Annotated in this window: 23 protein-coding genes and 1 pseudogene; 10 read left to right on the forward strand and 14 right to left on the reverse strand. The window is 73.3% G+C overall.

Annotated elements, in window-relative coordinates; genetic code table 11:
• The first annotated feature begins 40 nt into the window (after positions 1-40).
• Positions 41-784 carry a phosphotransferase gene (locus ACWY4P_RS25155; RefSeq protein WP_456202568.1) on the forward strand — a complete coding sequence of 248 codons (744 nt, stop codon included), beginning with the start codon at positions 41-43 and terminating at the stop codon, positions 782-784.
• A gap of 42 nt (positions 785-826) precedes the next feature.
• On the opposite strand, the gene ACWY4P_RS25160 is transcribed toward ACWY4P_RS25155, so the two are convergent.
• The 3 genes from ACWY4P_RS25160 to ACWY4P_RS25170 all read right to left on the reverse strand — a co-directional run bounded on the left by ACWY4P_RS25160 (position 827) and on the right by ACWY4P_RS25170 (position 2,896).
• Positions 827-1,498 (reverse strand): enoyl-CoA hydratase-related protein, encoded by a 672-nt coding sequence (locus ACWY4P_RS25160; RefSeq protein ID WP_456202570.1) that lies wholly within the window; start codon positions 1,496-1,498, stop codon positions 827-829.
• A gap of 77 nt (positions 1,499-1,575) precedes the next feature.
• Positions 1,576-1,938 carry a DUF1330 domain-containing protein gene (locus tag ACWY4P_RS25165; RefSeq protein WP_456202572.1) on the reverse strand — a complete coding sequence of 121 codons (363 nt, stop codon included), beginning with the start codon at positions 1,936-1,938 and terminating at the stop codon, positions 1,576-1,578.
• A 130-nt stretch (positions 1,939-2,068) separates the two neighbouring features.
• Positions 2,069-2,896, reverse strand: a complete 828-nt coding sequence (locus ACWY4P_RS25170; protein ID WP_456202574.1) for an AraC family transcriptional regulator — start codon at positions 2,894-2,896, stop codon at positions 2,069-2,071.
• A 49-nt stretch (positions 2,897-2,945) separates the two neighbouring features.
• Here ACWY4P_RS25170 and ACWY4P_RS25175 point away from each other — a divergent pair, with 49 nt between their 5' ends.
• From ACWY4P_RS25175 to ACWY4P_RS25185, 3 genes are all read left to right on the forward strand, one after another.
• Complete coding sequence (locus ACWY4P_RS25175; RefSeq protein ID WP_456202576.1) at positions 2,946-3,377, forward strand: DUF2000 family protein; 432 nt, start codon at positions 2,946-2,948, stop codon at positions 3,375-3,377.
• Between the two features lie 39 nt (positions 3,378-3,416).
• Positions 3,417-3,917, forward strand: a complete 501-nt coding sequence (locus tag ACWY4P_RS25180) for a hypothetical protein (protein ID WP_456202578.1) — start codon at positions 3,417-3,419, stop codon at positions 3,915-3,917.
• Positions 3,918-4,044: 127 nt separating this feature from the next.
• Entirely contained in the window at positions 4,045-6,246 is a 2,202-nt protein-coding gene (locus tag ACWY4P_RS25185) for a protein kinase domain-containing protein (protein ID WP_456202580.1), read from the forward strand.
• Between the two features lie 13 nt (positions 6,247-6,259).
• On the opposite strand, the gene ACWY4P_RS25190 is transcribed toward ACWY4P_RS25185, so the two are convergent.
• Positions 6,260-7,072 (reverse strand): SDR family NAD(P)-dependent oxidoreductase, encoded by an 813-nt coding sequence (locus ACWY4P_RS25190; protein ID WP_456202582.1) that lies wholly within the window; start codon positions 7,070-7,072, stop codon positions 6,260-6,262.
• An 87-nt stretch (positions 7,073-7,159) separates the two neighbouring features.
• On the opposite strand from ACWY4P_RS25190, the gene ACWY4P_RS25195 reads away from it, so the two are divergent.
• Positions 7,160-8,017, forward strand: coding sequence for a helix-turn-helix transcriptional regulator (locus tag ACWY4P_RS25195; RefSeq protein WP_456202584.1), 858 nt, complete (start codon positions 7,160-7,162; stop codon positions 8,015-8,017).
• A 24-nt stretch (positions 8,018-8,041) separates the two neighbouring features.
• Here ACWY4P_RS25195 and ACWY4P_RS25200 read toward each other — a convergent pair whose 3' ends face one another.
• The 3 genes from ACWY4P_RS25200 to ACWY4P_RS25210 form a co-directional block, all read right to left on the reverse strand.
• Positions 8,042-8,824 (reverse strand): sulfite exporter TauE/SafE family protein, encoded by a 783-nt coding sequence (locus tag ACWY4P_RS25200; RefSeq protein WP_456202586.1) that lies wholly within the window; start codon positions 8,822-8,824, stop codon positions 8,042-8,044.
• Between the two features lie 102 nt (positions 8,825-8,926).
• Positions 8,927-9,937 (reverse strand): hemolysin family protein, encoded by a 1,011-nt coding sequence (locus ACWY4P_RS25205; protein WP_456202587.1) that lies wholly within the window; start codon positions 9,935-9,937, stop codon positions 8,927-8,929.
• Complete coding sequence (locus tag ACWY4P_RS25210) at positions 9,934-11,301, reverse strand: hemolysin family protein (protein ID WP_456202588.1); 1,368 nt, start codon at positions 11,299-11,301, stop codon at positions 9,934-9,936. The genes ACWY4P_RS25205 and ACWY4P_RS25210 overlap by 4 nt, the downstream gene beginning before the upstream one ends.
• Before the next feature lie 238 nt (positions 11,302-11,539).
• Between ACWY4P_RS25210 and ACWY4P_RS25215 the strand changes: the two genes are divergently transcribed.
• Complete coding sequence (locus ACWY4P_RS25215) at positions 11,540-11,995, forward strand: tellurite resistance TerB family protein (RefSeq protein WP_456202589.1); 456 nt, start codon at positions 11,540-11,542, stop codon at positions 11,993-11,995.
• A 25-nt stretch (positions 11,996-12,020) separates the two neighbouring features.
• Here ACWY4P_RS25215 and ACWY4P_RS25220 read toward each other — a convergent pair whose 3' ends face one another.
• Together ACWY4P_RS25220 and ACWY4P_RS25225 are read right to left on the reverse strand one after the other, a co-directional pair.
• Positions 12,021-12,968, reverse strand: coding sequence for a M56 family metallopeptidase (locus ACWY4P_RS25220; RefSeq protein WP_456202590.1), 948 nt, complete (start codon positions 12,966-12,968; stop codon positions 12,021-12,023).
• Positions 12,969-12,971: 3 nt separating this feature from the next.
• Positions 12,972-13,388, reverse strand: a complete 417-nt coding sequence (locus tag ACWY4P_RS25225) for a BlaI/MecI/CopY family transcriptional regulator (RefSeq protein ID WP_456202591.1) — start codon at positions 13,386-13,388, stop codon at positions 12,972-12,974.
• A gap of 372 nt (positions 13,389-13,760) precedes the next feature.
• On the opposite strand from ACWY4P_RS25225, the gene ACWY4P_RS25230 reads away from it, so the two are divergent.
• Entirely contained in the window at positions 13,761-14,018 is a 258-nt protein-coding gene (locus tag ACWY4P_RS25230) for a twin-arginine translocase TatA/TatE family subunit (RefSeq protein WP_456202592.1), read from the forward strand.
• Positions 14,019-14,047: 29 nt separating this feature from the next.
• Here ACWY4P_RS25230 and ACWY4P_RS25235 read toward each other — a convergent pair whose 3' ends face one another.
• The 3 genes and pseudogenes from ACWY4P_RS25235 to ACWY4P_RS25245 all read right to left on the reverse strand — a co-directional run bounded on the left by ACWY4P_RS25235 (position 14,048) and on the right by ACWY4P_RS25245 (position 15,920).
• Positions 14,048-14,767, reverse strand: coding sequence for an acyltransferase family protein (locus ACWY4P_RS25235; protein ID WP_456213048.1), 720 nt, complete (start codon positions 14,765-14,767; stop codon positions 14,048-14,050).
• Positions 14,752-15,234 (reverse strand): annotated as a pseudogene (locus ACWY4P_RS25240) (acyltransferase family protein); the annotation flags it as partial. The pseudogene ACWY4P_RS25240 and the gene ACWY4P_RS25235, both read right to left, overlap by 16 nt.
• A gap of 71 nt (positions 15,235-15,305) precedes the next feature.
• Entirely contained in the window at positions 15,306-15,920 is a 615-nt protein-coding gene (locus ACWY4P_RS25245; protein ID WP_456202593.1) for a TetR/AcrR family transcriptional regulator, read from the reverse strand.
• A gap of 884 nt (positions 15,921-16,804) precedes the next feature.
• On the opposite strand from ACWY4P_RS25245, the gene ACWY4P_RS25250 reads away from it, so the two are divergent.
• Positions 16,805-17,881: a serine/threonine-protein kinase gene (locus ACWY4P_RS25250; RefSeq protein ID WP_456213049.1), complete on the forward strand. Its 1,077-nt coding sequence runs from the start codon at positions 16,805-16,807 to the stop codon at positions 17,879-17,881.
• Positions 17,882-18,201: 320 nt separating this feature from the next.
• On the opposite strand, the gene ACWY4P_RS25255 is transcribed toward ACWY4P_RS25250, so the two are convergent.
• Positions 18,202-20,592 (reverse strand): FtsX-like permease family protein, encoded by a 2,391-nt coding sequence (locus tag ACWY4P_RS25255; RefSeq protein ID WP_456202594.1) that lies wholly within the window; start codon positions 20,590-20,592, stop codon positions 18,202-18,204.
• Complete coding sequence (locus ACWY4P_RS25260) at positions 20,589-21,299, reverse strand: ABC transporter ATP-binding protein (protein WP_456202595.1); 711 nt, start codon at positions 21,297-21,299, stop codon at positions 20,589-20,591. Before ACWY4P_RS25260 ends, ACWY4P_RS25255 begins: the two co-directional genes overlap by 4 nt.
• 215 nt (positions 21,300-21,514) lie before the next feature.
• Between ACWY4P_RS25260 and ACWY4P_RS25265 the strand changes: the two genes are divergently transcribed.
• Together ACWY4P_RS25265 and ACWY4P_RS25270 are read left to right on the forward strand one after the other, a co-directional pair.
• Positions 21,515-22,864: a sensor histidine kinase gene (locus ACWY4P_RS25265; RefSeq protein ID WP_456202596.1), complete on the forward strand. Its 1,350-nt coding sequence runs from the start codon at positions 21,515-21,517 to the stop codon at positions 22,862-22,864.
• A complete protein-coding gene (locus ACWY4P_RS25270; RefSeq protein ID WP_456202597.1) occupies positions 22,861-23,547 on the forward strand; it encodes a response regulator in 687 nt (228 codons plus the stop codon). The genes ACWY4P_RS25265 and ACWY4P_RS25270 overlap by 4 nt, the downstream gene beginning before the upstream one ends.
• Positions 23,548-23,589: the final 42 nt, after the last annotated feature.

Here is a 23,589-nt window from a genome sequence, read left to right on the forward strand (position 1 = left end):
ATCACTCGCTTCAGCGCCACGGGACGGGGAGCATGCGCACATGCGTTACTCCGGACCCCCGCCCCGCGATGTGCGCGTACCCGCGCCGGTCGCCGCCCTGGCCGGCGACCGGCCCGTACTGCCGGTGTGGCAGAACCAGTTGGGCGGCTTGACCTTCCAACTCGGCAGCGGGGAGGGTCGGCTGTTCGCCAAGTGGGATCCGAAGGGCTCGGGGGCGGATCTGGCGGCCGAGTCCGCCCGCCTTCGCTGGGCCGGCCGCTATACGACTGTGCCTCAGGTTCTGGACCTCGGCGCCGACGAGGACGGATCCTGGATGGTGACCCAGGGGCTGCCGGGCGAGAGTGCCGTCAGCCCACGGTGGAAGGCGGACCCGCGGACGGCCGTCCGCGCGCTGGGGACGGCGCTCCGGGCGCTGCACGAGCGGCTGCCCGTGGCCGACTGCCCGTACAGTTGGTCGGTCGACCACCGCCTGGAAGTGGCCCGGCGCGCGGGCGTCGAGGTGCCCGCGGACCTGCCCGCGCCGCCGCCGGTCGACCGACTGGTCGTGTGCCACGGGGACCCCTGCGCACCCAACACGCTCCTGCACGAGGACGGCTCCTGGTCCGGCCATGTGGACATGGGCGCCCTCGGCCTCGCCGACCGGTGGGCGGACCTGGCCGTCGCCACGGGGAACACCGAGTGGAACTACGGGCCGGGCTGGGAGGATGCCCTCCTTGACGCCTACGGCCTCGGTCCGGACCCCGAACGGATCGATTTCTACCGACGTCTGTGGGACGCGACCTGAACCATGGAGCGGGGCTCGCCTTCATCGGCGTCAGCCGAGGCTTCAGCCGAGGGGAAGGTCCTTGTCGCGCAGGGCGGCCAGGACAGGGGCGTACATACGGGCCTTGATGGTGCCGAGGGCGTCTCCGGCCTTGCCCGTCTGCGCCGCGGCGAACTCGACGGCGGTCGACCGGACGGCGGCCTCGGCCACCGCACGGTCGGCGATGCCCGCGGCGAGCGCGTCATGGCCGCCGTAGCGGCGGGCGGTGACCATGGCCTCGTGGGCGGTCCGCGGGGCCAGCCGGCCCTGGATGAGAGCGGACATGCCCGGGGTGAAGGGGATGTTGATGTCCGCCTCGGGCAGGCACCAGTAGCCGCGGTCGGCGCGCATCACGCGGACGTCATGGGCCAGGGAGAACATCGCGCCCGCCGCGAAGGTGTGTCCCTGTAGCGCGGCCACGGTCACGAGCGGCAGGGACAGCATCCGGGCCAGGAGGCCGTGTACGGAGACGGCATAGGCGTGGTGTTGGTCGGCGTGGGCGAACAGCCAGTCCAGGTCCAGGCCGTTGGAGTAGATCTTGCCCGTGGCGGCCGTCACAAGGGCGCGGGGCCCCTCCGCCTGCTCGACCTCGTCCAGGGCGGCGTTGACGGAGGCGAGCCAGTCGGGGTGGAAGCGGTTCTCGCCGTCCCCGAGGTCGAGTACGAAAACGTTGTCCTGGCGGTCCAGCGTGGGCATGGCTACTCCTTCGCGCTACCTGTCGGTAACTTATGCCGCATGGCCTGCAACAGGCAAGGGCCGTGACCGCCCGCGGTTCACGCGAGAGAAGCCGGCCCGGCCAGGTGCGCCTCCCGTATCGCCTTCGCGGTGGAAGCCGGGTCGTAGTCCTCGGGGTTGCCGGGGACCAGGATGATGTCGCCCTCGATGTGCCGCGAGCGCAGCGGTGCGATCTCCTGGTACGCGGGCGAGTCCCACCAGGCCCGCGCCTCGGCCATCCCGGGGAAGCCGATCACCACGACGTGCCCGGGCCAGCTGCCCTCCTTCACCTCGTGCTGCGTGCCGTGCACGAGGAAGCGGCCGCCGTACGGCTCGAAGGTGGCGGTGATGCGCTCCATGTACTCGGCGATCTCCGGGTGCGGGGCGGCCTCCCGCAGGTGAGCGATGGCGTAGGCAGACATGGGTGGCGTCCTTCCGGTCGGCGGGCCGTGGTTCTCCGTATGCCGACGATCGTGGCGTACGGGGGCCGCCGGGGTCGATGACCTCGCAGGTAATGGCCCAGGTCGGCCACCGGATCATCGGCCCCGGCCGTCAGGCGGCCTCGCCGGGCGACCGACCGCGGGGACGGGCCTTCCCGGCGTAGCGCCCCGGGGTGACGCCCACGAAGCGTTTGAAGTGCCGGGTCAGATGCGACTGGTCGTAGAAGCCGACCGCGGTCGCCACCTCCGCGGGCGGTCGGCCGTCGAGGAGCAGCCGTCGGGCGTGGTCGACCCGTCGGGCCATGAGGTACTGGTGCGGGGCGATACCGAAGGCCGTGCTGAAGGCCCGTACCAGGTGAGTGGGGTGGGCGTGCACCAGCGTGGCGGCATCATCCAGGGTCACACCCTGGATCAGCCGCTCGTCGAGGAGCTCCCGCAGGCTGTGGGCCACGCCGGGGCCGGCCCCGGGCGGGGAGGCGGCGAGCCGGGGCAGCAGGTGTCCGCGCAGCCGTTCGCCGATCAGGGCGAGCCGGCTCTCCGCCTCCAGCTCGTCGCCGCGCTGCGCCAATGCCGAATGCAGCTGTCCGATGCGCCGGCGCAGGAGGGGATCGGCCATGTCGGGGTTGTCCACCGCGGGGCCGATGAGGCCCTCGTCCAGCTGGGGCAGGTCCAGGTAGAGCACGCGCTTGCGGAAACCCTGCGGGGTGGCGGGTGAGCCGTTGTGCGGGACCTGCGGGGGAAGCAGGGACACCGCGTCGTGCGGGGTGCCGCACTCGCGGCGGTTCAGGTCGTAGCGGACCGCGCCGTTGTCGACGATCAGCAAGGTCCACACGTCGTGGACGTGCATCGGGTACGCGTGCTCGGTGAAATGGGCGTGGAAGACCTCCACGACGCCCGGGACCTGCGGGCGCCACGCGAATACCTCGTGCCGGGACACCATGCAAGAAACGTACAAGACGATACGGCGGGGCGGTCGGCAGCCTCGGAGCATGACGACTGAGACCACGCCCGTACGTTTCGACACGAAGATCGCCGTTGTGCTGCGCGAGGATCTGCAGCCCTGGCAGCGGCTGAATGTGACCGCGTTCCTGGTCAGCGGCCTGGGCTCGGAGCTGCCCGAAGTGATCGGCGAACCGTACGCCGACGCCGACGGCACCCCGTACCTGCCGATGTTCCGCCAGCCCGTCCTGGTCTTCGAGGGGACGAAGGAGACGCTGACCGCGGCGCACGCCCGCGCGCTGTCCCGCTCACTTCCCCGGGCGGTGTTCACCTCCGACCTCTTCGCCACCAGCAACGACCGGGACAACCGCGCGGCGGTACGGGCCGTGCCGAGGGACCAGCTGGACCTGGTGGGGCTTGCCGTGTACGGGCCGCGCAACGCGGTCGACAAGGTGCTCAAGGGCGCTCGCATGCACCCCTGAGCCCTCGCGACGGCCCGAGCTCTGCGTACCGTGACGCGGGTGGGAAACGTGTTCCGGGGCGGCGGCGACGGCCTCTCCCTGTCCAACGGCGGTACGGACGTCTTCGTCGACGTCCTGACGCTCGCCGTCTCCGATCTCGCGCGCGACGCCTGGGACCACCGCTTCGCCGCCCTCCTGACCCTCCAGGACCAGAACGTCATGGGGCGCGGGGCCGTCGGGTTCGACCTGGAGGAGATCGACTGGGGGTCGACCCCCGCCGAGCGGGCCCGGGCCAAGGGCTTCGTGGTGCGTGCGGTGGACCTCGCCCTGCGCCGGCACCGCTGGGACGAGCTGGGGTACGAGCCGCCGTTCGCGGAGGGGTATCTGCGGCGGTTCAAGGCCATGGTCGAGGCGTTCGACCCGGCCGGCGCCGTACGCCGTGACGGCGGCGTCTTCCCCGGGCCCGGCGAGGCCGCGGTCGCTTCGTGCGTACCGCACCGCGTGCTGGGCGCCTTGCCGTACTGGGACGGCTGCCGCTTCTGCCATGCGGCAGCGGGCTGACGTCGCGCCCATGCCCCGCTTGTAACGACTCGTCGGCGACTTGGGCGTGGCCGGGCGCTCGCGCGGTCCCGCCCAGCCTAATGTAGTGCGGGCACAGGCGTTCGGGCGACGGGAAAGAGGACGGGCAATGCCCCTGAGTACCGGGGATCCTGAATCCATAGGCGGCTACGCCCTGGTCGACCGGCTCGGCGCGGGCGGCATGGGCGTGGTCTATCTCGGGCGCTCGGCCTCGGGGCGGTATGTCGCGGTCAAGCTCGTGCACCAGCAGTACGCGCAGGACGAGGAGTTCCGGACGCGTTTCCGGCAGGAGGTCGCGGCGGCGCGCAAGGTGAGCGGGGCGTTCACCGCTCCCGTGGTGGACGCCGACCCGGATGCCGAACGGCCCTGGATGGCCACGCTGTACGTGCCCGGGCCCACCCTGTCCCAAGTCGTACGCAAGGAAGGCCCGCTGGACGGGCGGACATTGCGGACGCTGGGGCTGGGTCTCGTCGAGGCGCTGCGCGACATCCACCAGGTCGGGGTGGTGCACCGGGACCTGAAGCCCTCCAACATCCTGATGGCCGAGGACGGGCCGCGCGTCATCGACTTCGGCATCTCGCGCGCCGCCGACAACCAGACGCTGACCGTCACCATCGGGAGGGTGCTGGGCACCCCGCCCTTCATGTCGCCGGAGCAACTGCGCACGCCCCGGGGGGTCACCGCGGCCTCGGATGTGTTCTCGCTGGGGTCGCTGCTGGTGTACGCGGCCAGGGGCGTCGGGCCGTTCGACTCCGACAGCCCGTATGTGTCGGGCTATCAGGTGATGTACGAGCGGCCGACGCTGGACGGGGTCCCGGGGCCGCTCGTGCGGATCGCCGAACGCTGCCTGGACAAGGAGCCGGCCAAGCGGCCCGACCTGGCCGAGCTGCACCGCATGCTCGAAGCGCTGCCGGACTTCGCCGCCGCGGCCCCCTCGACCGCTGACAGGCCGACCACCGAAGGGCCCAACGCCGAAGGGCCCAACGCCGAAGGAGCCCCCAAAGCCCCGCCGCCCCGGCTCCCCGGCGAGGCCGCCGCCGGGCGGCGTCGCCGCGGGCGGCTGATCCTCACCGCCGTCGGCACGGCCCTGGCCCTCGCCGGGCTGACCGTCGCGGCGGTGATGTTCGCCACGGACTCGCCCACGCCGCAGGACAGGGCCACCGAGTCCGCGCCCACCGCAGGGCTGCCCAAGGGCTGGCGCCCCTGGCGTACGTCGCTGCATGTCGCAGCCCCGGGCCCCCCTCTGGTCTACGGACAGTCCGGGTGTGTGTCCGGCGCCACCGTCCTGTACTGCGCCGGAACGGGATTCACCGTCGCGGCGGTCGACGCCGCCACCGGTCACATCCAGGGGCGATGGGGCGACACCCCCCAGCAGGCGCGGCCGATCGGGGTGCGGGACGGGGTCGTCTACGTCTACCAGAAGTCGGCGGAGAAGGGCCGACAGGTGGTGGCGCTGGACGCCGACGCCAAGGAACAGCGGTGGGAGAAGCAGATCAGCGGGTCCGCGTCGGCGGACCTGTTCTCCGACGGAGTGCTGACGCTGTCTGACGGGGAGCAGGAGCTCATCGCCTACGGGACGTCGGGGGAACTGCTGTGGCGGTCGCCGGCGCGGGCGGGGGCCTTCTGCGAGCCGACCGCGCTGGGCGGCGTCCCGTACGCCCTCTGCTCACCCGTCGACAGGCACGGGCTGGCCGTCGACGGCCCGTACACCCTGCTGCGCCTCGACCCCGCCGACGGCACCCAGCGCGAACTCGCCACCCTCCCCCGCAAGGCGCTGACCCTCGGCGCCTTCAAGGGGCAGCCCCTGTTCCTCGCGCCGCAGACCGCGAAGGACGTGTACGACTCGGGATTCGAACGGCCGTACAACGCCCTGATCCGGGTGGACCCGCGCACCGGCGAGACCAAGCGGACCGCGTTGTCCCACATCATGTACGGCTCGCCCACCCTGCTGAACGGTGTCGTCTACTTCGTCCGGGCCAACGGGATGATCAGTGCCGTGTCCGCGGACACCGGCCGGCGGCTGTGGCGGACGACGACGGACATGGAGAACCTGTCCGCGCCGGTGGTGTCCAAGAAGTACGGACGGCTGTACTTCTGCAACCGCTTCGGCCGGTTGCTGGCTCTGGACACCAAGAGCGGGGAGGAGGCGTGGCGCACCGCCACACCGAGCGACCTCGGGGGCGGGAAGGTGGCCACCCCGCCGAGCGTGTCGCTCATCAAGGACGCGATCGTGGCGACGGTCGGGGACACGGCGTTCTCCGTGCGCCCGGACCGGCCCACGGCCCGGCCCTCCCCGTCCGGCACGGGGTGAGGCCCCGCCCGCCTCAGGCCAGCATGCCGCCGTCGACCCTGAGGACCGTGCCGGTCACATACGACGAGCGGTCGCTGAGCAGCCAGGCGGCGGCCTGAGCGATCTCGTCCGGGTCGGCGGCGCGGCGCAGCGGGGTCCGGGAGTTGAGCTGCTCGATGATGCCGGGGGACTCCGCCTCCCAGTCGTGCAACATTTCGGTGAGCGTGGTGCCCGGCGCGATGGCGTTGACGCGGATGCCTTCGGGGCCGTACGTGACGGCGGCCGACTCGGTGAGGCTGTTGCCCGCCCGCTTCATGGCGCCGTACGCGGGCAGTTGGGGGTTGCCCATCAGACCGCCGACGCTGGAGGTGTTGACGATGGCGCCCGTCCCGGCGGTGGCGCGGATGGCCGCGACCTCGGCGGCCATGGCCACCCAGACGGCCTTGAGGTTGACGGCGTAGACGTGGTCGAAGTCCTCTTCCCGCACCTGGTCCAGCGGGCCCGGCGGCACGCCCGTCGCGCCGTTGTTGAAGGCGGCGTCGAGGCGCCCGTACTGCTCCACGGCCCGCTCCACGGCGGCCCGGACACTGGTCGGGTCGGCCAGGTCGCACACCACATGGTCCGCGGTGCCGCCCGCCGCCCCGATCTCCTCGGTCACCGCCTTGAGCTGGTCCTCCGTACGGGCCGCGAGCAGCACCTTGGCGCCCTCCCGGGCGAACAGCCGCGCCGCGGCGGCGCCGATGCCGCGCCCGGCGCCGGTCACGAGAACGGCCTTGCCGGACAGCAGGCCCAGCGGCGGGGCGGGGGCCGGGGCGATCGGGGTGGTGTTGTTCGGTGTGTCGTTCATGTCCCCGAGCCTGCGCCCGGCGCCATGGCCTATCCAGGCACCGGCGGTACCTGGCTGGGAGCGGCGGCGCCCGCGCACACTGGGGGCGTGGACAGACGAGAACTGGCGGACTTCCTGCGCAGCAGGCGCGAGCGGATCACCCCCGCCGACGTGGGACTGCCCGCCGGGCCCCGGCGCCGTACCCCGGGGCTGCGCCGCGAGGAGGTGGCGCAGCTGGCGTTCATCTCCACCGAGTACTACACCCGGCTGGAACAGGCCCGCGCCCCACGCCCGTCCCGCGAGGTACTGGCCGGACTCGCGCGCGCCCTGCGTCTCGTGGACGCCGAGCGCGACCACCTCCACTACCTCGCGGGCGCTCCCCCGGGCCCGCCGCCCGGGCCCTCGCGCGAGGTACGGCAGTCCATCGTCGATCTGCTGGACCGGCTGCCGCAGGCCGCGGCGATCGTGATGTCCGCGACGTACGAGGTCATCGCGTGGAACGCGCTGGCCGCCGCCCTCATGGAGGACTTCTCCGCCATTCCGCGCCGCGACCGCCATCTGATCCGGCGGGCCTTCCTCGGGCCGCACCCGGACGGGCGGCGGCTGTACGGCCTGTCGGACACCGACACCGACGAGTTCGCCCGGACCTCGGCCCGGCGCCTGCGCGCCGTCGCGGCCCGCTACCCCGAGGACCCGGAGGTGGCCGAGCTGGTGCGGGAGCTGCGCGACGGGAGCGAGGAGTTCGCCCAGCTGTGGGACTCCCACAACGTGTGCCCCGAGCCCACCCTGTGCAAGACCTTCCACCACCCGCTCGTGGGCCCGGTCACCGTCAACTGCGATGTACTGGACATCGCCGACCGGGACCAGCAGGTCGTCATCTATACCGCCACGCCCGGCACGCCGGCCGAGGAGGCGCTGCGGCTGCTGTCGGTGGTCGGCACCCAGCGCATGGACGTGCCCGGCTGAGCCGCGCAGGGCGGGTGGGGCAGGTCACCTGCCCTGGTACCACAGGCTGACGGCGAGACCGAGACCGGCCAGGGCGATGGCGATCCGCAGGGGGGTCTCGGGCAGCCGCCGTACGATCACGGGCCCCACCCAGCTGCCGACGAGGGCGCCGGCGCCGAGCGCCACGGCGGCGCCCCAGTGCACCGGCGCGACGAAGGCGTAGGCGACCGCGGCGGTCACGTTCGCCGCACCGGTGGCCATGTTCTTGACGGCGTTGGTGACCGGAAGCGGTTCGCCGGCGGCGGCGGAGAGCGAGAGCACGGCCAGCATCAGCACGCCGGAGGCCGCGCCGAAGTATCCGCCGTACAGGCCGACCAGCAGGACCGCGCAGGCCATGGGGAGCGTGGGGCGGGCCGCGGAAGCCGCCGACCGGTCACCTCGCGCCCGGGAGGTGACCAGGCGGCGCAGCGGGTCACGGACCAGGATCAGCACCGAGCCGAGCGCGATGAGCCACGGCACGACCGCTTCGAAGGCCGATGACGGGGTGCCGAGCAGCAGCGCGGCCCCGACCGCGCCGCCGAGCGCGGCGAGGACGCCCAGCCGCAGCAGGCGGGCGCGCTGGCCGCGCAGTTCGGTCCGGGATCCGGCCGCGGTGCCCACGGTGTTGGAGAACAGCGCCACCGTGTTGGTCACATTGGCGGCCACGGGCGGCAGACCGGCCGCGAGCAGCGCCGGATAGCTGAACAGCGAGGCCAGACCGGCGATCGAGCCGGCGAGCCCCGAGGCCACGCCGGCCGACACCAGCAGTGCCGAGGACCCCACTCCCATCTCCCGTTCCCCACTCCTGCCCGTGTCTGTACCCATATCTGTGTCCGCTGTCGGCTCATCCTCCAGACTCGCTGTCTCATATGCAAGACAGCGTCCACATACTTAGACGCCTACGAGCTCGTCCAGGACATCCGTCATGGTGACGAAGCCGAGCACCGCGCCGCCGTCGTCACCGGTCACCGCCGCCAGATGGGTGCCCGCGCCGCGCATCGCGGTGAGGGTGTCGTCCAGCGGGGTGCCGGCGGGTACGCGGGTGACGGTGTGCAGGGCGGTGCGCGGGAAGGGCTTGTCCCGGTCGGCCGCCCCGAGGGTGTCCTTGATGTGCAGATAGCCGAGCACCGCCCCGGCCGGGCCGATCACCGGCAGCCGGGAGTAGCCGGAGGCGGCCGCGGCGCGCTCCATCTGGTCGGGGGTGACCTCGGGGCCGACGGTGACCATCTCGTCGAGCGGCACCAGGATGTCGCCGACCCGCCGGGTGCCCAGCTCCAGGGCGTCGCGCAGCCGCTCGCTGCCGGAGGGGTCCAGCAGCCCCGCGGCGCTGGAGTCCCGGACCAGCCGGATGAGCTCGTCGTCGGTGAAGACCGACTCGACCTCGTCCTTGGGCTCGACCTTCAGCAGCCGCAGAAGCGTGTTAGCGAAGGCGTTGATGCCGAAGACGACGGGGCGCAGCGCGCGGGTGACGGCCACCAGGGGCGGGCCGAGCAGCAGCGCGGTGCGCTCGGGGGCGGCGAGGGCGATGTTCTTGGGGACCATCTCGCCGATGAGCATGTGCAGATACGTGGCCACGGTGAGGGCCAGGACGAAGGCGATCGGGTGCACCAGGGCCTGCGGGACGTGCACCGCGTCGAAGCCGGGCTCCAGCAGATGCGCGATGGCCGGTTCGGCGACCGCGCCCAGGACCAGCGAGGAGATGGTGATGCCCAGCTGAGCGGTGGCCAGCAGGGCGGACAGGTGCTCCAGCGCCCACAGCACGGTGCGGGCCCGCCGCCCGCCGGCCTGGGCGGCGGGTTCGATCTGGCTGCGGCGCACCGAGATCAGGGCGAACTCGGCGCCGACGAAGAAGGCGTTGGTGAGCAGGGTGAGGGCGCCGATGGCCAGCTGAAGGACGGTCATCGGGCCTCCTCCTTCTCGGCCTTCTCGGCCTTCGCGGCCTTCTCGGCCTTCTCGGTGGCGGGCCGCGCCGGGGCGGTGATGGTCACGCGGTCGGCGCGGTGGTGGTCGACGTCGAGGACGGTCAGGTCCCAGCCGTCGAGATGGACGGTGTCGCCCTCGTCGGGGATGCGCCCCAGGCGGGTGGCGAGCAGCCCGGCCAGGGTCTCGTACGGGCCGTCGGGCGCGGCGAGGCCGATGCCGGCGAGCTCGTCGAGGCGGACGCCGCCGTCGGCCTCCCAGACGGCGCGGCCGTCGTCGGTGGCGGGCGCGGGCAGCAGGTCGGGGGGGTCCAGGGGGTCGTGTTCGTCGCGGACCTCGCCGATGACCTCCTCGACGACGTCCTCGACGGTGGCGACTCCGGCGGTGCCGCCGTACTCATCGATGACCACGGCCATGACGCGCTCGGCGCGCAGGCGCTGCAACAGGGTGCCGACGGGCAGGGTGTCGGGCACCAGCAGTGGCGGTGTGATCAGGTCGGTGACGGGGGTGGCGGCGCGCTTGGCGGCGTCCAGGGCGAGGACGTCGCGGATGTGGACGGTGCCGATGACCTCGTCCAGGCTGTCGCGGTAGACGGGGAAGCGGGACAGGCCGGTGGCGAAGGTGAGGTTGGCCGCGTCGACGGCGGTGGCGTGGGCCTCCAGGGCCTGGACGTCCACGCGCGGGGTCATCACGTTCTCGGCGGTCAGCTCGCCCAGGTGGAGCGTGCGGACGAACAGCTCGGCCGAGTCCGGCTCGATGGCCCCCTGTGCGGCGGAGTGGCGGGCCAGGGCCACCAGCTCCTCGGGGGTACGGGCGCCGGCCAGTTCCTCGGCGGGCTCCAGGCCGAGGCGGCGTACGAAGCGGTTGGCGGTGTTGTTGAGGTGGCGGATGAACGGGGAGAAGGCGGCGGTGAAGCCGCGCTGCGGGCCCGCCACGACCTTGGCCACGGCCAGCGGGCGGGAGATGGCCCAGTTCTTGGGGACCAGCTCGCCGACCACCATCAGCACCACGGTGGACAGGGCCACGCCCAGCACGGTGGCCACCGACGAGGCGGCCCCGCCCAGGCCGACGGCGCGCAGCGGGCCGTGCAGCAGCACGGCCAGGGACGGCTCGGCGAGCATGCCGATCACCAGGGAGGTGACGGTGATGCCCAGCTGGGCGCCGGACAGCTGGAAGGTCAGCCGGCGGACAGCCGCCAGCGCGCCCTCGGCACCGCGCTCGCCCGCCTCGACCGCACGCTCGAGCTCACCGCGCCCGACCGTGGTCAGCGAGAACTCGGCGGCCACGAAGACCGCGCAGGTCAGGGTGAGGAGCAGCGCCAGCAGGAGCAGCAGGACCTCGGTCACCGCGCCACCCCCCACTCACCGCTCGACTGCCGACGGGGGATGGCACGGCCGGTACTGGGAGGTTCACCCATGGCGGGTCCGCCGCTCCTTTTCTTTGCTCGGGTTCATCGCTCATTCAACGTAAAGAGATGGTAAAGCATTCCTGTCCGGGACTACGGTGGCCATCACGCAGACTCACCTCGACCGCACCCTGCTAGTTTTTACACCACTGTAGAAACAACACACATACGGAGTTCTCATGGCCCTGTGGGATCGCATCAAGGATTCCGCCCAGACGATGCAGACCCAGCTCGTCGCGAAGAAGAACGACCTGAAGAGCGGTGCGTTCCGCGACGCGAGCATGGCGATGTGCGCCCTGGTCGCGGCGGCCGACGGCAGCGTCGACCCGTCCGAGCGGCAGCGCGTCGCCCAGCTCATCGCCACCAACGAGGTGCTGCAGAACTTCCCCTCGGACGACCTGCAGCGCCGCTTCAACGACTACCTCAACAAGATCACCGCCGACTTCGCCTTCGGCAAGGTCAGCCTGTTGCAGGAGGTCGCCAAGGCGAAGAAGAAGCCCGCCGAGGCGCGGGCCGTCATCCAGATCGGCATCATCATCGGCGGCGCCGACGGCAACTTCGACAAGACCGAGCAGGCCCTCGTCCGCGAGGCCTGCTTCGCCCTGGAGCTGCCGCCGGCCGAGTTCGACCTGTAAAAAACCCGCAGGAGCGGCCCGTCGGTCACAGCGGGGTGGCCGCGTGCAGGACGAGAAACAGCGCCACCGTCGCGTTCGCCGAGGACAGCGCGGACGCGGCGGTGCCGGCGGCCGCGATCCAGGCGGCAAGACCCGCCGCCGTGGCCGCGGGCGGCCACCGGCACGCGGGCGGCACCGGGCCCAGCAGCGCGGCCACCCGCCGCGGCACGGGCCCCGGAGCGGCGAACCCCGCCAGCGTCGGCACGGGCGTGCCCCGCGAGACCAGCGCCGCCTTGCCGACCGCCCGCGCCACCACCCTGCGGTCCCCCACCGCCCCGGCCGCCTCCTCGTCCGCCCACCGCTCCGCGCAGTAGGCCACCGCGCCCCGCAGCGCGTGCAGCAGGGGGTTCGCCCGCGCCGCCAACTGGGCCACCAGAAGGTAGCGATGATGCCGTCCGGCCAGATGAGCCCGCTCATGCGCGATCAGCGCCTGCCGTTCACCCGCGTTCAGACACTCCAGCATCGCGGTGGAGACGACGATCCGCCCCCGCGCGCGGCACGCGCCGGGCCCGCCGGGCAGGGCGTACGCATACGCCTTGCCGTCGGGCAGCACCGCGACCGGCGACTCCGGCATGCCGACCAGCGCCGCCTGGGCCCGCCGCCGCACCGTCACATGCCGCACCAGGGTGGCCGTACAGCCGGCGGCCACCACGGCCAGCGCGCCGATCGCGGCCTTCCCGGCCACCTCGTCGTACGGCACCGCCGCCCGCACCTCGGGGTCGGACCAGCCGTCCGGGAGCGGATTGCCCGGCAGTTGGGCCGTGCCGACGACGACCAGCAGCACCAGGCACAGCGTCGAGCACAGCGCGAGCACGCCCCCGACCAGCGACAGCAGGCGGGTGGCGGCGCGCGGATGCAGATGCTGCTCGGCCAGGCGCGCGATCGGCAGCGCCGTCAGCGGCAACACCAGCGGGAGGAAGACGAACATGCCCATGGGTCAGTCCTCCGGCTCCTCCGCGGCCTCGCTCAGCAGGCCCCGCAGCAGCCGCTCATCGTCCGCCGACAACCCTGTCACAAAGCTCGCCAGCACGGCCCCCCGGTCGTCCTGCCCGTCCAGCACCCGGCGCATCCGCAGCGCGGCGAGGCCCGCCTCGTCCGCCTCGGCCCGCCAGACGAACGACCGGCCCACCCGCTCCCGCGCCACGGCCTGTTTGGTGTGCAGCCGGGACAGGATCGTCATCACCGTCGTGTACGCCAGGTCGCCCTCGAGCCGCTCCTGCACCCAGGCCGCCGTGACCGGGCCGCCCGCCCGGCACAGCACCTCCAGGACCTGCGCCTCCAGCTCGCCCTGCCCGCGTCGGCGAGAACGCGGGCTGGGGCCGTCCTTCTCCGGGTCCAAGGGGTCGTGCCTCACATTCCGTCTCCCTCCGCTACGCCGCGCCGCGCCACGACGCGCCGCTCGCGACCGGCCGCCAGAGGACCGTACATCCTCGGCGATCGCACACAGCCCCCACAACTCTTCTACAGTGCTGTAGATTTTAAGTCCGGGCCGGATTCGCGGCCAACCGAAACAGCGGCCCATCGAAACACAGGAGGAGATCGTGGGAGTTTCCCTGCCCAAAGGCGGCGGAAGTTCCGCGCGCGCAGTCGGCCAGGGTTACGCCTCCGGCCTGTCGGGCATCGCCTCCGACTACGGGGTCGGCGTCTGACGTCCCGCCTTCACACGGGGTCCCGCCGGCCCTGGCTTCGCCCCCACCCCACCACCCCGCGAAGAAAGCAGGTACCGATGCTCGGGATAAGTGAGCTGTCGCTCCTCCTCATCGTCGTCATCGTCGTCATCGGGGCCAAGAAACTCCCGGACCTGGTCCGCTCCATGGGCAAGTCGGCCCGCATCCTCAAGAGCGAGGCCAAGGCGATGAACCCCGACGACCAGCCCGCCGTCTCCGAGGACGGGTCCGGACACCGCGTGATCCGGGCCGAGCCCGGCGATGTCATCCGGTCCCGGACGGAGCCCGGCCCCGGCAGCGGCACCGGCCAGCGCTGACCCCGTCCCGGCCGCCCCCGGCAGCGGCCTCACAGCACCGAGCGGAACCCGGGCAGCCGGCGCAGCCCCGCCGCGGCCGGGAACGCCGCACCCAGCGCCAGGACCGCCGTTAGGGCCCAGGCGCCGAGCGCCGGAAGGCCGTCGCTCCCCAGGGCGAACTGCACGGCCACGACGATCGGCACATGGATGATGTAGACGGCGTACGAACCGGCCGCCAGCTCACGGCGGAGCCGCCCCGAGCCCGCGCAGCGCTCGCGGAAGAGGGTGAGCAGCCCGACGCACAGCGCCACGCACAGGGCGCTCTCGCACAGCGACCACAGCGCGGACCGCCATCCTGAGCCTCCCGGGGCGAAGCAGTCGGCGTCCGGGCCGACGGCGAACAGCAGGGCCGCCCCGGCGAGTCCGCCCGCCAGCCAGATCCGGCCGGTCCGGGCGGGAAAGCGCTCCAACCAGCCGTAGCGGTGGGCCACCACACCGAACAGGAAGAAGCCCCCTGGAGCGGCAGCCGGGCGGGCTCCACCTGTAGGAAGTCCAGAAAGGGCACCCGGGTGTCCAGGGGGTAGCGCAGCCGTACGGCGTAGGTGGCCGCCGCGAGCACCACGGTCAGCAGCGCGAGCGCGCCGTGCCCCGGCACCCGGCCGCCCTCCCGGCGCGCGGCGCCGCGGTCCGTACGCCGCCGCAGCAGCCGGGCCGCCTGTCGGCACACCAGATACAGGGCGCTGTAGGCCAGCAGGTTCTGGATGAACCACAGGTGCGCGAACTGCAGATCCGGCCAGGACGGCCCGCTCCAGTCGGCCGGCTTCTCCCCGAGCCCCAGATAGACGTCGGTGAAGTAGCGGGGGTAGGAGATCGGGGCGTAGCCGCGGTAGTGGACGTAGTGCGCGTACATCAGCCCCGGCACAATCGTCAGCGCCCCGACGACCAGCGGGATGCCGAGCCGCCGCAGCCGGGACGTCAGGAACGCGCGGGCGCTGTGGCGTTCGTACGAGGCGGGCACGAAGTAGGCCGAGACGAAGAAGAACAGGCTCATCGCGAATGTGCCGTCCAGTGCGGACAGCGTGGCCAGCGCGCCGGAGCGCGGCCGGCCCTCGACGTACCACCAGTCGGCGGGGCCGTACGCCTGGGCGGCGTGATGGACCACGACGAGGACGGTCACGGCGATACGGAGGTTGTCCAGCCAGGCGAGCCGGGGTGGAGCGGAAGGCTTGGTGTTCATGCGTTGAGGATGGTGTACAGGCGAACACTTGCGCGGTAGGGCTGCCCCCCGTATCCACCCTCGGGCGGGCCCTACGTACCGTCGGGGCCGAACAGGCCGTGGAGCAGCAGCCCTTGATTGGCGGCGCTGCGGCGGGCCAGCACCTCGGGGGCGAACATCGGCTCGTTCAGGTTCGGTTGCATGACCCGCTCCAGCAGCAGCGGCCCGAGGATCAGGCACAGCAGCTGGAACGGCGCCCACTCCTCGTCCGCCCGAAGGGCCGTGGCCTCGAGGGACGCCTTCCGCAGCCGCTCCAGCTCCCCGCGCGCCCCGCTCAGCAGCCGCCCAAACAGCGCCGCGCTCGCCTCGCTGTCCTCCAGCAGCGCCTGCCGCAGATAGCCGCGCAGTACCGGATCGGCCCCGAACAGCCGCGCCGAGACCTCACCCAGCGAGGCCATCAGCGCACCGCCGTCCGCGCCCTCCGCGTCAAGGCCGCCCAACGCCTCGCCGATCCGCCCGAGTACATAGTCGTCCACCGCCGCCCGCAGCCCCTGCTTGGAGCCGAAGTGGCGGGTCACCAGGGCCGGGGAGAGCCCGGCGGCGGCCGCCACCGCCCGCGTGGACGTGGCCTCGAACCCCCGCTCGGCGAACAGCTCGAGCGCCGCCTCCCGCAGCCGCGCCCGCCCCGTCAAGTCCGTTCTGTCCACTCCGCCCACCGCTCGCATACCGGCAGGCTACTGAGGTTTGAGGGGACGGCCGACCCGGTGTCCCGATTCCTTGGCCCGGCGGGTGGCTGAGCTCAAGACCGGCTCCGCTGCGGCTGCTGCCGCGCGGGGGCGGGCCGGTCAGTACAGCGGTGCGCTGGACCGAGGGCGTGAGGAGCGCCACGAACGGCGGAACGGCGGAACGGCGGATGGTCACCCGGAGCGGTAGAAGCCGGTCCGGTTCGGGGCCTCCCCCCACCCCCTCTTAAAAAAGTGCTTGCTCTGCATCAAGTACTGCATCAATCGTTTTTCTAAGAGGGGGTGGGGGGAGAGCCGACTGACCGACTTGCCACCGCGCGGCAGCAGCTGCGGCAGAGCGCAGCGGAGCGTCTTGAGCTCAGCCGCCCGCCGGGCCAGGGAATCGGGACACCGGGCCGGCCGCCCCCTTCCCTCCTCCTGCCGGCGCTTTGGACCCGGAGGGTCCGAGACGAAAGCCGCACCCGCGTGACCCGAATGCCGCGAGACGACGCGGAGGCACAGCGAAGCGCAGCGGAGCCAACGCGCACCCAACACGCAGCGCAGCGGAGCGCGCGGGCCGCGCCACTTCAGCCGCCATTGATCAGCGGCTTCGGATGGCACCCAGCCTGGGTGATGTACATCACACCCGCCTCCGGTGCCTTGCCGGTCCGCCCCGGACGGCGAAGACCTCACCTCAGCAGCCGCGGTCGGTACCCTGATTCCGTCGCGGTCCCCCCACCACCCATCTCCTCGTACGGTGCAGTCGTCCGTCGGCGTCGGTTTGCTCAGGATCGATCAGGATCGAGGTTGGTGCACACGTGCTGGTGGCGGATCGGTACCGGTTGGAGACGTCCATAGGCCGCGGCGGGATGGGCGAGGTCTGGCAGGCCACCGACGAAGTGCTGAGACGGACCGTGGCCGTCAAGCTGCTGCTCGGGGACGACCCCGACTCGCAGGCGGCGGCCCGCTTCCGGCTGGAGGCGCAGACGGCGGCCCGGCTGAGCCACCCCAACATCGTGGGGGTGTTCGACTTCGGGGCGCGTGACGGCCGCTTCTATCTGGTGATGGAGCTCGTCGAAGGCCAGAGCCTGGCCCAGGAGCTGACCGCCCAGGGCGCGCTCCGCGCGGAGCGGGTGGCCGTCATCGCCGCCCAGGCGGGCGCGGGGCTGGCCTCCGCGCACCGCACGGGGATCGTCCACCGGGACATCAAGCCGGGCAACCTGATGTCCGACGCCGACGGCACGGTCAAGATCGGTGACTTCGGGATCGCCCGGTTCGTCGACGACCCCGCCACCGCGCTCACCACGGCCGGGCAGATCATCGGCACCAGCCTCTACCTGGCCCCCGAGCGCGCCCTGGGGCAGCCCGCGAGCCCCGCCTCCGACGTGTACTCCCTGGGCTGTCTGCTCTACCAACTGCTCACCGGCAACCCGCCGTTCCAGGCCGACACCTCCGCCGCCACGCTCGCCCAGCACGTCGACGCGGCGCCGGTGCCGCCCAGCCGGCGGGGCGTCGGCCTGCCGCCCGCGTTCGAGAACTACCTGCTCGGGATGCTCGCGAAGCAGCCCGAGGACCGCCCCACCGCGCAGCACGTGGCCGACTGGTTCGGCTCGGGCGCCTGGCAGGGCCGCCCGGAACCCATGCCGCAGCCCGCCCCCGCCCCCATGCCGGGGCCGCCCCCGCACGCCCAGGTCTTCGCGACCGGGCCGACGGCCGCACCGGCAGCCGCGCCGCCCGGTGCGCCCGAGGCGCCCTCCGTGGCCACGTACCGCCTGCCGCCGCCCGCCGCGCAGTCCGCCCCCCGCCCGGACCGCGGGCGCCGACAGGCCCCCGCACAGCGGCGAGGCGCCCGCGAACTCGTCCGGCGCCGGCCGAGGGTGGTGAGCCTGATCGCCGGTCTCCTGGCCTTCGTCATCGCGATTCTGATCGGCGTCGTATTGTTCTGAGCCGACAGCGGCGGACATCGTCGTCGACGGAGCCCACCACCGGCGTGCTCGCCGCGGACCTGGGCTTCTCCGACCAGGCACACCTGTGCCGCACCATGCGTGACCACGTGGGCAGCACACCGACCGCACTGCGCCGCCTGCCGGCCCAGAGGCGATTAGCCGGGGCGCCACTCGGACCACCACCTGTTCGTCGTTCTCCACGACGAGGCCGCCGCCGACAGCGTCGGCCAGGCGCTGGAGGCGCTCTTCGCGCAGCGGGCGCGGGGGCGGACCCGGGCCGGCTCCGCGCCCGCCCCGCGCCCGCCCCCGTTCTCTTCCGCTTACTCCGTGCGCAGCGCCGTGGCCGTACGGGTCCGGGCGGCCCAACCCGCCGGGAGCAGCGCCCCGGTGACGGCGATCAGCAGGCCGCCGAGGCCGAGCAGGAGCAGCTCGGGCGGGGTGTAGACGTCGATGGCCGTGGTGGGGAGGGTAAGGCCGGCGCTGTCGCCCATGGCGGGGACGATCGCCGAGTGCAGGGCCAGGCCCGCCGGGACGCCGAGGGCGCCGCCCGCCAGCCCCACCGCGACGACCGAGGCGAGGACCATCGCGACGGTCTGCCGCGGGGTCATGCCGAGCGCCTTGTGGACGCCAAGGTCGTGGACGCGTTCGCGGGTGTCGAGGACGACCGCGTTGAGCACGCCCGTGCCGGCGACGGCGACGAGCATCAGGGTGAGGAGGGCGGCCAGCGCGTCGATGACGACGATCATCTCGCTCTCGCCGCCGGAGGGGCCGGCGTGCGCGGTGACGTCCAGCCCGCTGAGCGCGGAGTTCAGGGCGGTGACGTAAGCGGTCGCGTCCGTGCCGGGTTTGAGGGTGATGCGGTAGCTGTCGGCGGGAGTGCTCGCGGGGGCGGTCGTCGCGGCGTCGGTGAGGACGTTCATGCCCTGGTTCCGCGGGTCGAAGACCTCTCCCACGATCCGGACCCGGACCGTCGTGCCGTGGTGGTTCAGGGTGACGGTGTCCCCGAGCCGTGTACCGGTGGCGGCGAGGAACTGGGTCGGTACGACGGCCTCGCCGGGCTTGTCGAACCACCTGCCGGAGACCTTCTGGTAGTTGGCCCAGGAGGAGTCCCCGGCGAAGGTGTGGAGGTCGGAGGAGCCGGACAGCCCGGCGATGGTCACCTGGGTGGTGGCGGTGGCGTAGTACACACGTGTCCCGGGCTGGGCCTTGATCGCCGCGGTGATCGCGGCGGGGTCGGCGGTGATCCGCGGCGGGCCGCCCGGGCCCTTGCGGTGCGGCCCGGGCGGCCCGCCGTTTGGCCCGGGCCCGCCGTTCGGGTCGGGGGCCGGCATGGCGTCGATGGTGACGTCGGCGTTGTCGTGGTCCCTGGCGTCCTGCACCCGGTTCAGCGAACTGGCCAGGCCCACGGCGAAGGTGACGGCGGTGGCCCCGAAGGCGATGGCCGCGACCATCGCGGCCGCGCGGGCGGGGCGGGCGAAGGGGCGGGCCAGGCCGAGGCCGAGCGGGCGGGACAGCGGGAGCCGTGCGGTCAGCCGGACCGCCGCCCGGCCGCGGCTCGGGCGCGCGGAGCGGCCGACGGCGAGCGCGTCGACGGCCCGGAGCCGCCCGGCCCGCGCGGCGCTCGCCCACGAGGTCGCCGCCACCAGACCGAGCGCCCCGGCGGCCACGCCGCCGACAACCCACGGGGTGATGGCCAACGCCGCGGTTCCGTAGGCCTCTTCGGCCTGGGACAGGACGGGACCGGTCAGGAGGGTGCCCGCGACGACGCCGACCACCGTGCCGAACGCGGCCGGGATCAGGGCCTGGGCCATGTAGGCGCGTACGACCTGGGCCGGGGTGAACCCGAGGGCCTTGAGGACGCCGATCCGCCGCAGCCCACCGCCGACCGCGCCGGCCACCACATTGCCCACGACCAGTACCGCCATGATCAGGCCGAGCACGCCGAAGGCGACGAGGAACGGCACGAACAGCGCGGTCTCCTGCTCGGCTTCCCGTTTGACGGTGAGCCAGGACTGGGCGCCGGCCTGGGCCCCGGCGGGCACCGCCGCCGTCACCGCCGCGCGCCCCGCGGCGATCCGGGCGCCGGTGTCCGCCGCCGCGAACCGGTAGAGCATCTGGTAGCCGGGCCGCGCGCCGGGCGCGGTCAGCGAGGCGATCTGGGACGGCGCCACCCAGGCGTCGGCGGTGCGGCTGACCGAGCGGGCCACGCCGACCACGGTCAGCGTCGGGTCACCGGGCAGGCCGGGGAAGCGGAGCCGCAGGCCCAGCGGCGAAGGGGGAACTCCGGCTTCGGCGGAGAGCACGATCTGGCCGGGCCGGGTGGCCCAGGCGCCCTGGATCAGGGTGACGCGGTCGACCGGATCGCCGCCGGGATCGGCGCGGCCGACGACCGACATCGGCATCAGCTCCTGGCCGTCGAGGCTGGGGGTGGCCGACGCGGTCGGGAACGGCCCGGCCGCCGCGGTGACCCCGCGGGCGTCCGCGGTCGCGGCCAGCTGCGCGGTCGTGGCCTTGGCCGCCTCGTACTGCACGGACAGGTGCGCGCCGTGCTGCTTGGCGAAGGCGTCGGCGAACGGCGCGCTGGAGGCCACGAGCAGCGAGGCGCACAGGACGGAGGCGGTCACCGCCATCATGGTGGCCAGCCCGATCACGGCGTTCTGCACCCGGCGGCGGCGTACGCCCGAGCGCACCACCCGGCCCAGGCCGCTCATCGGGCCGCCTCCGCCGTGGTGTCCATGGCGGTGTGCCCTGCTGCGGCGATCCGGCCGTCGACGAGCCGGATCGTACGCGTCGTGCAGGACTGCGCCAGCGCGAGGTCATGGGTCACCAGGACCACCGTCTGCCCGGCCGCGTTGAGCTCGGTGAGCAGATCGCGGACGGCCTGGCCGGCGGCGCTGTCCAGCGCGCCGGTCGGCTCGTCCGCCAGCAGCAGCGCGGGCCGGTTGACCAGTGCCCGGGCCACCGCGACGCGCTGCCGCTCGCCGCCGGACAGCCGCCCCGGGTAGGCGCCGGCGTGCCGGTCGACGCCGAGCGACTGGAGCAGTTCGGCCGCACGCCGGTGCGCGGCGCGGCGCGACTGGCCCGCCATCCGCGCGGGCAGGGCGACGTTGTCCTCGACGGTCAGGTCGTCGAGCAGGTTGAAGAACTGGAAGACCATGCCGATCGTGGCGCGCCGGAAACGCGCCGACGCCGCCTCCCCCAGGGTGTCCACGCGCACGCGGTCGACGGTGACGGTTCCGGCGTCCGGCCGGTCCAGGCCCGCGATCAGGTTGAGCAGCGTGGACTTGCCGCTGCCGGACGGCCCGAGGATCGCGACGGCCTCCCCGGCCCGCACGGTCAGCGACACGTCGTCCAGCGCGGGCGGCCCCCCGTCGTATCCGCGGCTCACATCCCGCAGTTCGATCACCGGCGTGGTCATGCTCGTCTCCCTCGGTCTGTGCGTCTGGTGCGGTTGGACGCTAGGCGCGCGCCCTGCCGGGGCACGTCGCTCGGCCGGGTCATTTCCGGTACCGCGCCGGGATGAGGGCGGCCGGTGTCATCCCTGCGATGTAGGCGACGGATGTACGGGCGGGCGCCCCGGGGACCGGCGGGAGGATGTCGCGGGCCCGGTCGGGTGGCGAGAATGGGCCGGTGATGAACGTGTCGTTGGCGGACCGGCTACGCGGGGCGGGCGGGGCGCTGAGGCGCGCGACCGGCCCGCTGCCCCGCCCCACCCGCCGCGGCCTGGTCTTCGACGTGGTGCTGGCGCTGGTCCTGGGCATCGCCGCCTTCCAGTACGCCCTGGAGTACGCGGACGGGCCCGTCGACCAGGCCGTCGACGGCGTGGTCCAGCCGTGGTTCCCCGCCGGGCCGGCCGAGCCCGCGCCCCTACCCGTACCGCCCCTGCCCCCGGGCGAGCCCCCGTCCCCCGACGAGCAGGGGGGCTGGTTCGTCCCGGCGGCCGTGGCGATCCTCGCCTCGGCGCCGCTCGCGCTGCGCCGCCGGTATCCGCTGGCCGTGCTGTGGACCGTGACGGTCGCGGTCGTCCTGACGCCGGCCGAGGCGCCCAGGATCACCTCGTACGCCTGCGTGATCGCCGCCTACGGCGCCGCGGCGTACAGCCCCTACCGGGTGGCCACGCTGGCGAGTCTGCCGGTGGCGGTGTTCGCGCTGAGCAGGCTCGCGGACGGCACCCTGCCCGTCGTCCAGAACGAGTACATCCCGCTGCTGATCCTGGTGCCGATCGTGGTGGCGGCCAACGGGCTGCGCACCTTTCAGCTACGGGCCGGCGAGAGCCAGGCGCGCATGTCCGCGCTGGAGCGCGAGCGGGCCGAGGAGTTGCGCCGCGCCGCCGAGCAGGAGCGCGCGCGTATCGCCCGTGAACTGCACGACGTGGTGACGCACAACGTCAGCGTGATGGTGATCCAGGCCGGGGCCGCCCGCAAGGTCATGGCGGCCACCCCGGACCGGGCCCGCCAGGCGCTGCTGGCGGTCGAGGCGAGCGGCCGGGCGGCCATGGCCGAACTGCGGCATGCGATGGGGCTGCTGACGATGCACGACGGCGACGGCGCCGAAGGCGCCTCCGACAAAGCCGCCACCCCGGATCTCGCGCCACAGCCGGGCCTGGGCCAGTTGGACGCGCTGGTCGCCCGGGTGCGGGAGGCCGGGCTGCCGGTCGGGCTGACCGTGTCCGGGACACCGCGCCCCGTCCCGTCCGGGGTCGGCCTCGCCGCCTATCGCGTGGTGCAGGAGGCGCTGACCAACACCGTGAAACACGCGGCCGGATCGACGGCGGAGGTCACCGTCGCGTACGGCGAGGACCGGCTGCGGGTGGAGGTCACCGACACCGGCGGCACCCCGGGCGCGTCCGCGGCGACCGGCGGCGGGCGCGGGCTGATCGGCCTGCGTGAGCGGCTGGCCGTCTACGGTGGGACCCTGCACACCGGGCAGCGCCCCGGTGGCGGCTATCTCGTCGAAGCAGCGATCCCCCTGGAGGAGATGTGACCGGGCCGCTGCGCGTGGTGGTCGCCGACGATCAGGCGCTCGTCCGTACGGGCTTCACGATGATCCTGGCGGCCGACGGCATCGACGTGGTCGCCCAGGCGGCGGACGGCGCCGAGGCCGTCGAGGCGGTCCGGCGCACCCGGCCGGATGTGGTGCTGATGGACATCCGGATGCCGGAGGTGGACGGCCTGGAGGCCACCCGGCGCATCCTGACCGGCGCCCCCGGCGAACCCCGCGTGATCATCCTGACCACGTTCGACCTCGACCACTTCGTCTACGCGGCGCTGTCCGCCGGGGCCAGCGGCTTCCTCCTCAAGGACGTCACCCCCGAGCATCTGGTCGCCGCCGTCCGCATGGTCCGCTCCGGCGACGCGCTGCTGGCCCCGGCCATCACCCGCCGCCTCGTCGAGCGGCACGCCCGCCGGGACCCCGACACGTCCGCGCTCCACCGCGACCTGGCCGCGCTGACCCCGCGCGAGGCGGAGGTCCTGCGGCTGCTGGCCCAGGGCCTGAGCAACGCCGAACTCGCCGCCCGCCTCCATCTCTCCGAGGCCACCGTCAAGACCCATGTCGCCCGCATCCTCGCCAAACTCGGGCTCCGCGACCGCGTCCAGGCCGTGGTCGTCGCGTATGAAACCGGGCTGGTCAGCCCCGGTGGACGGCGGAATACCGACGACGGCTGAGAAGAACCGCCCCGGTTTACGTATCTCCTCGGTATGCGACGA

This window comes from Streptomyces sp. LZ34 (genome assembly GCF_053890475.1).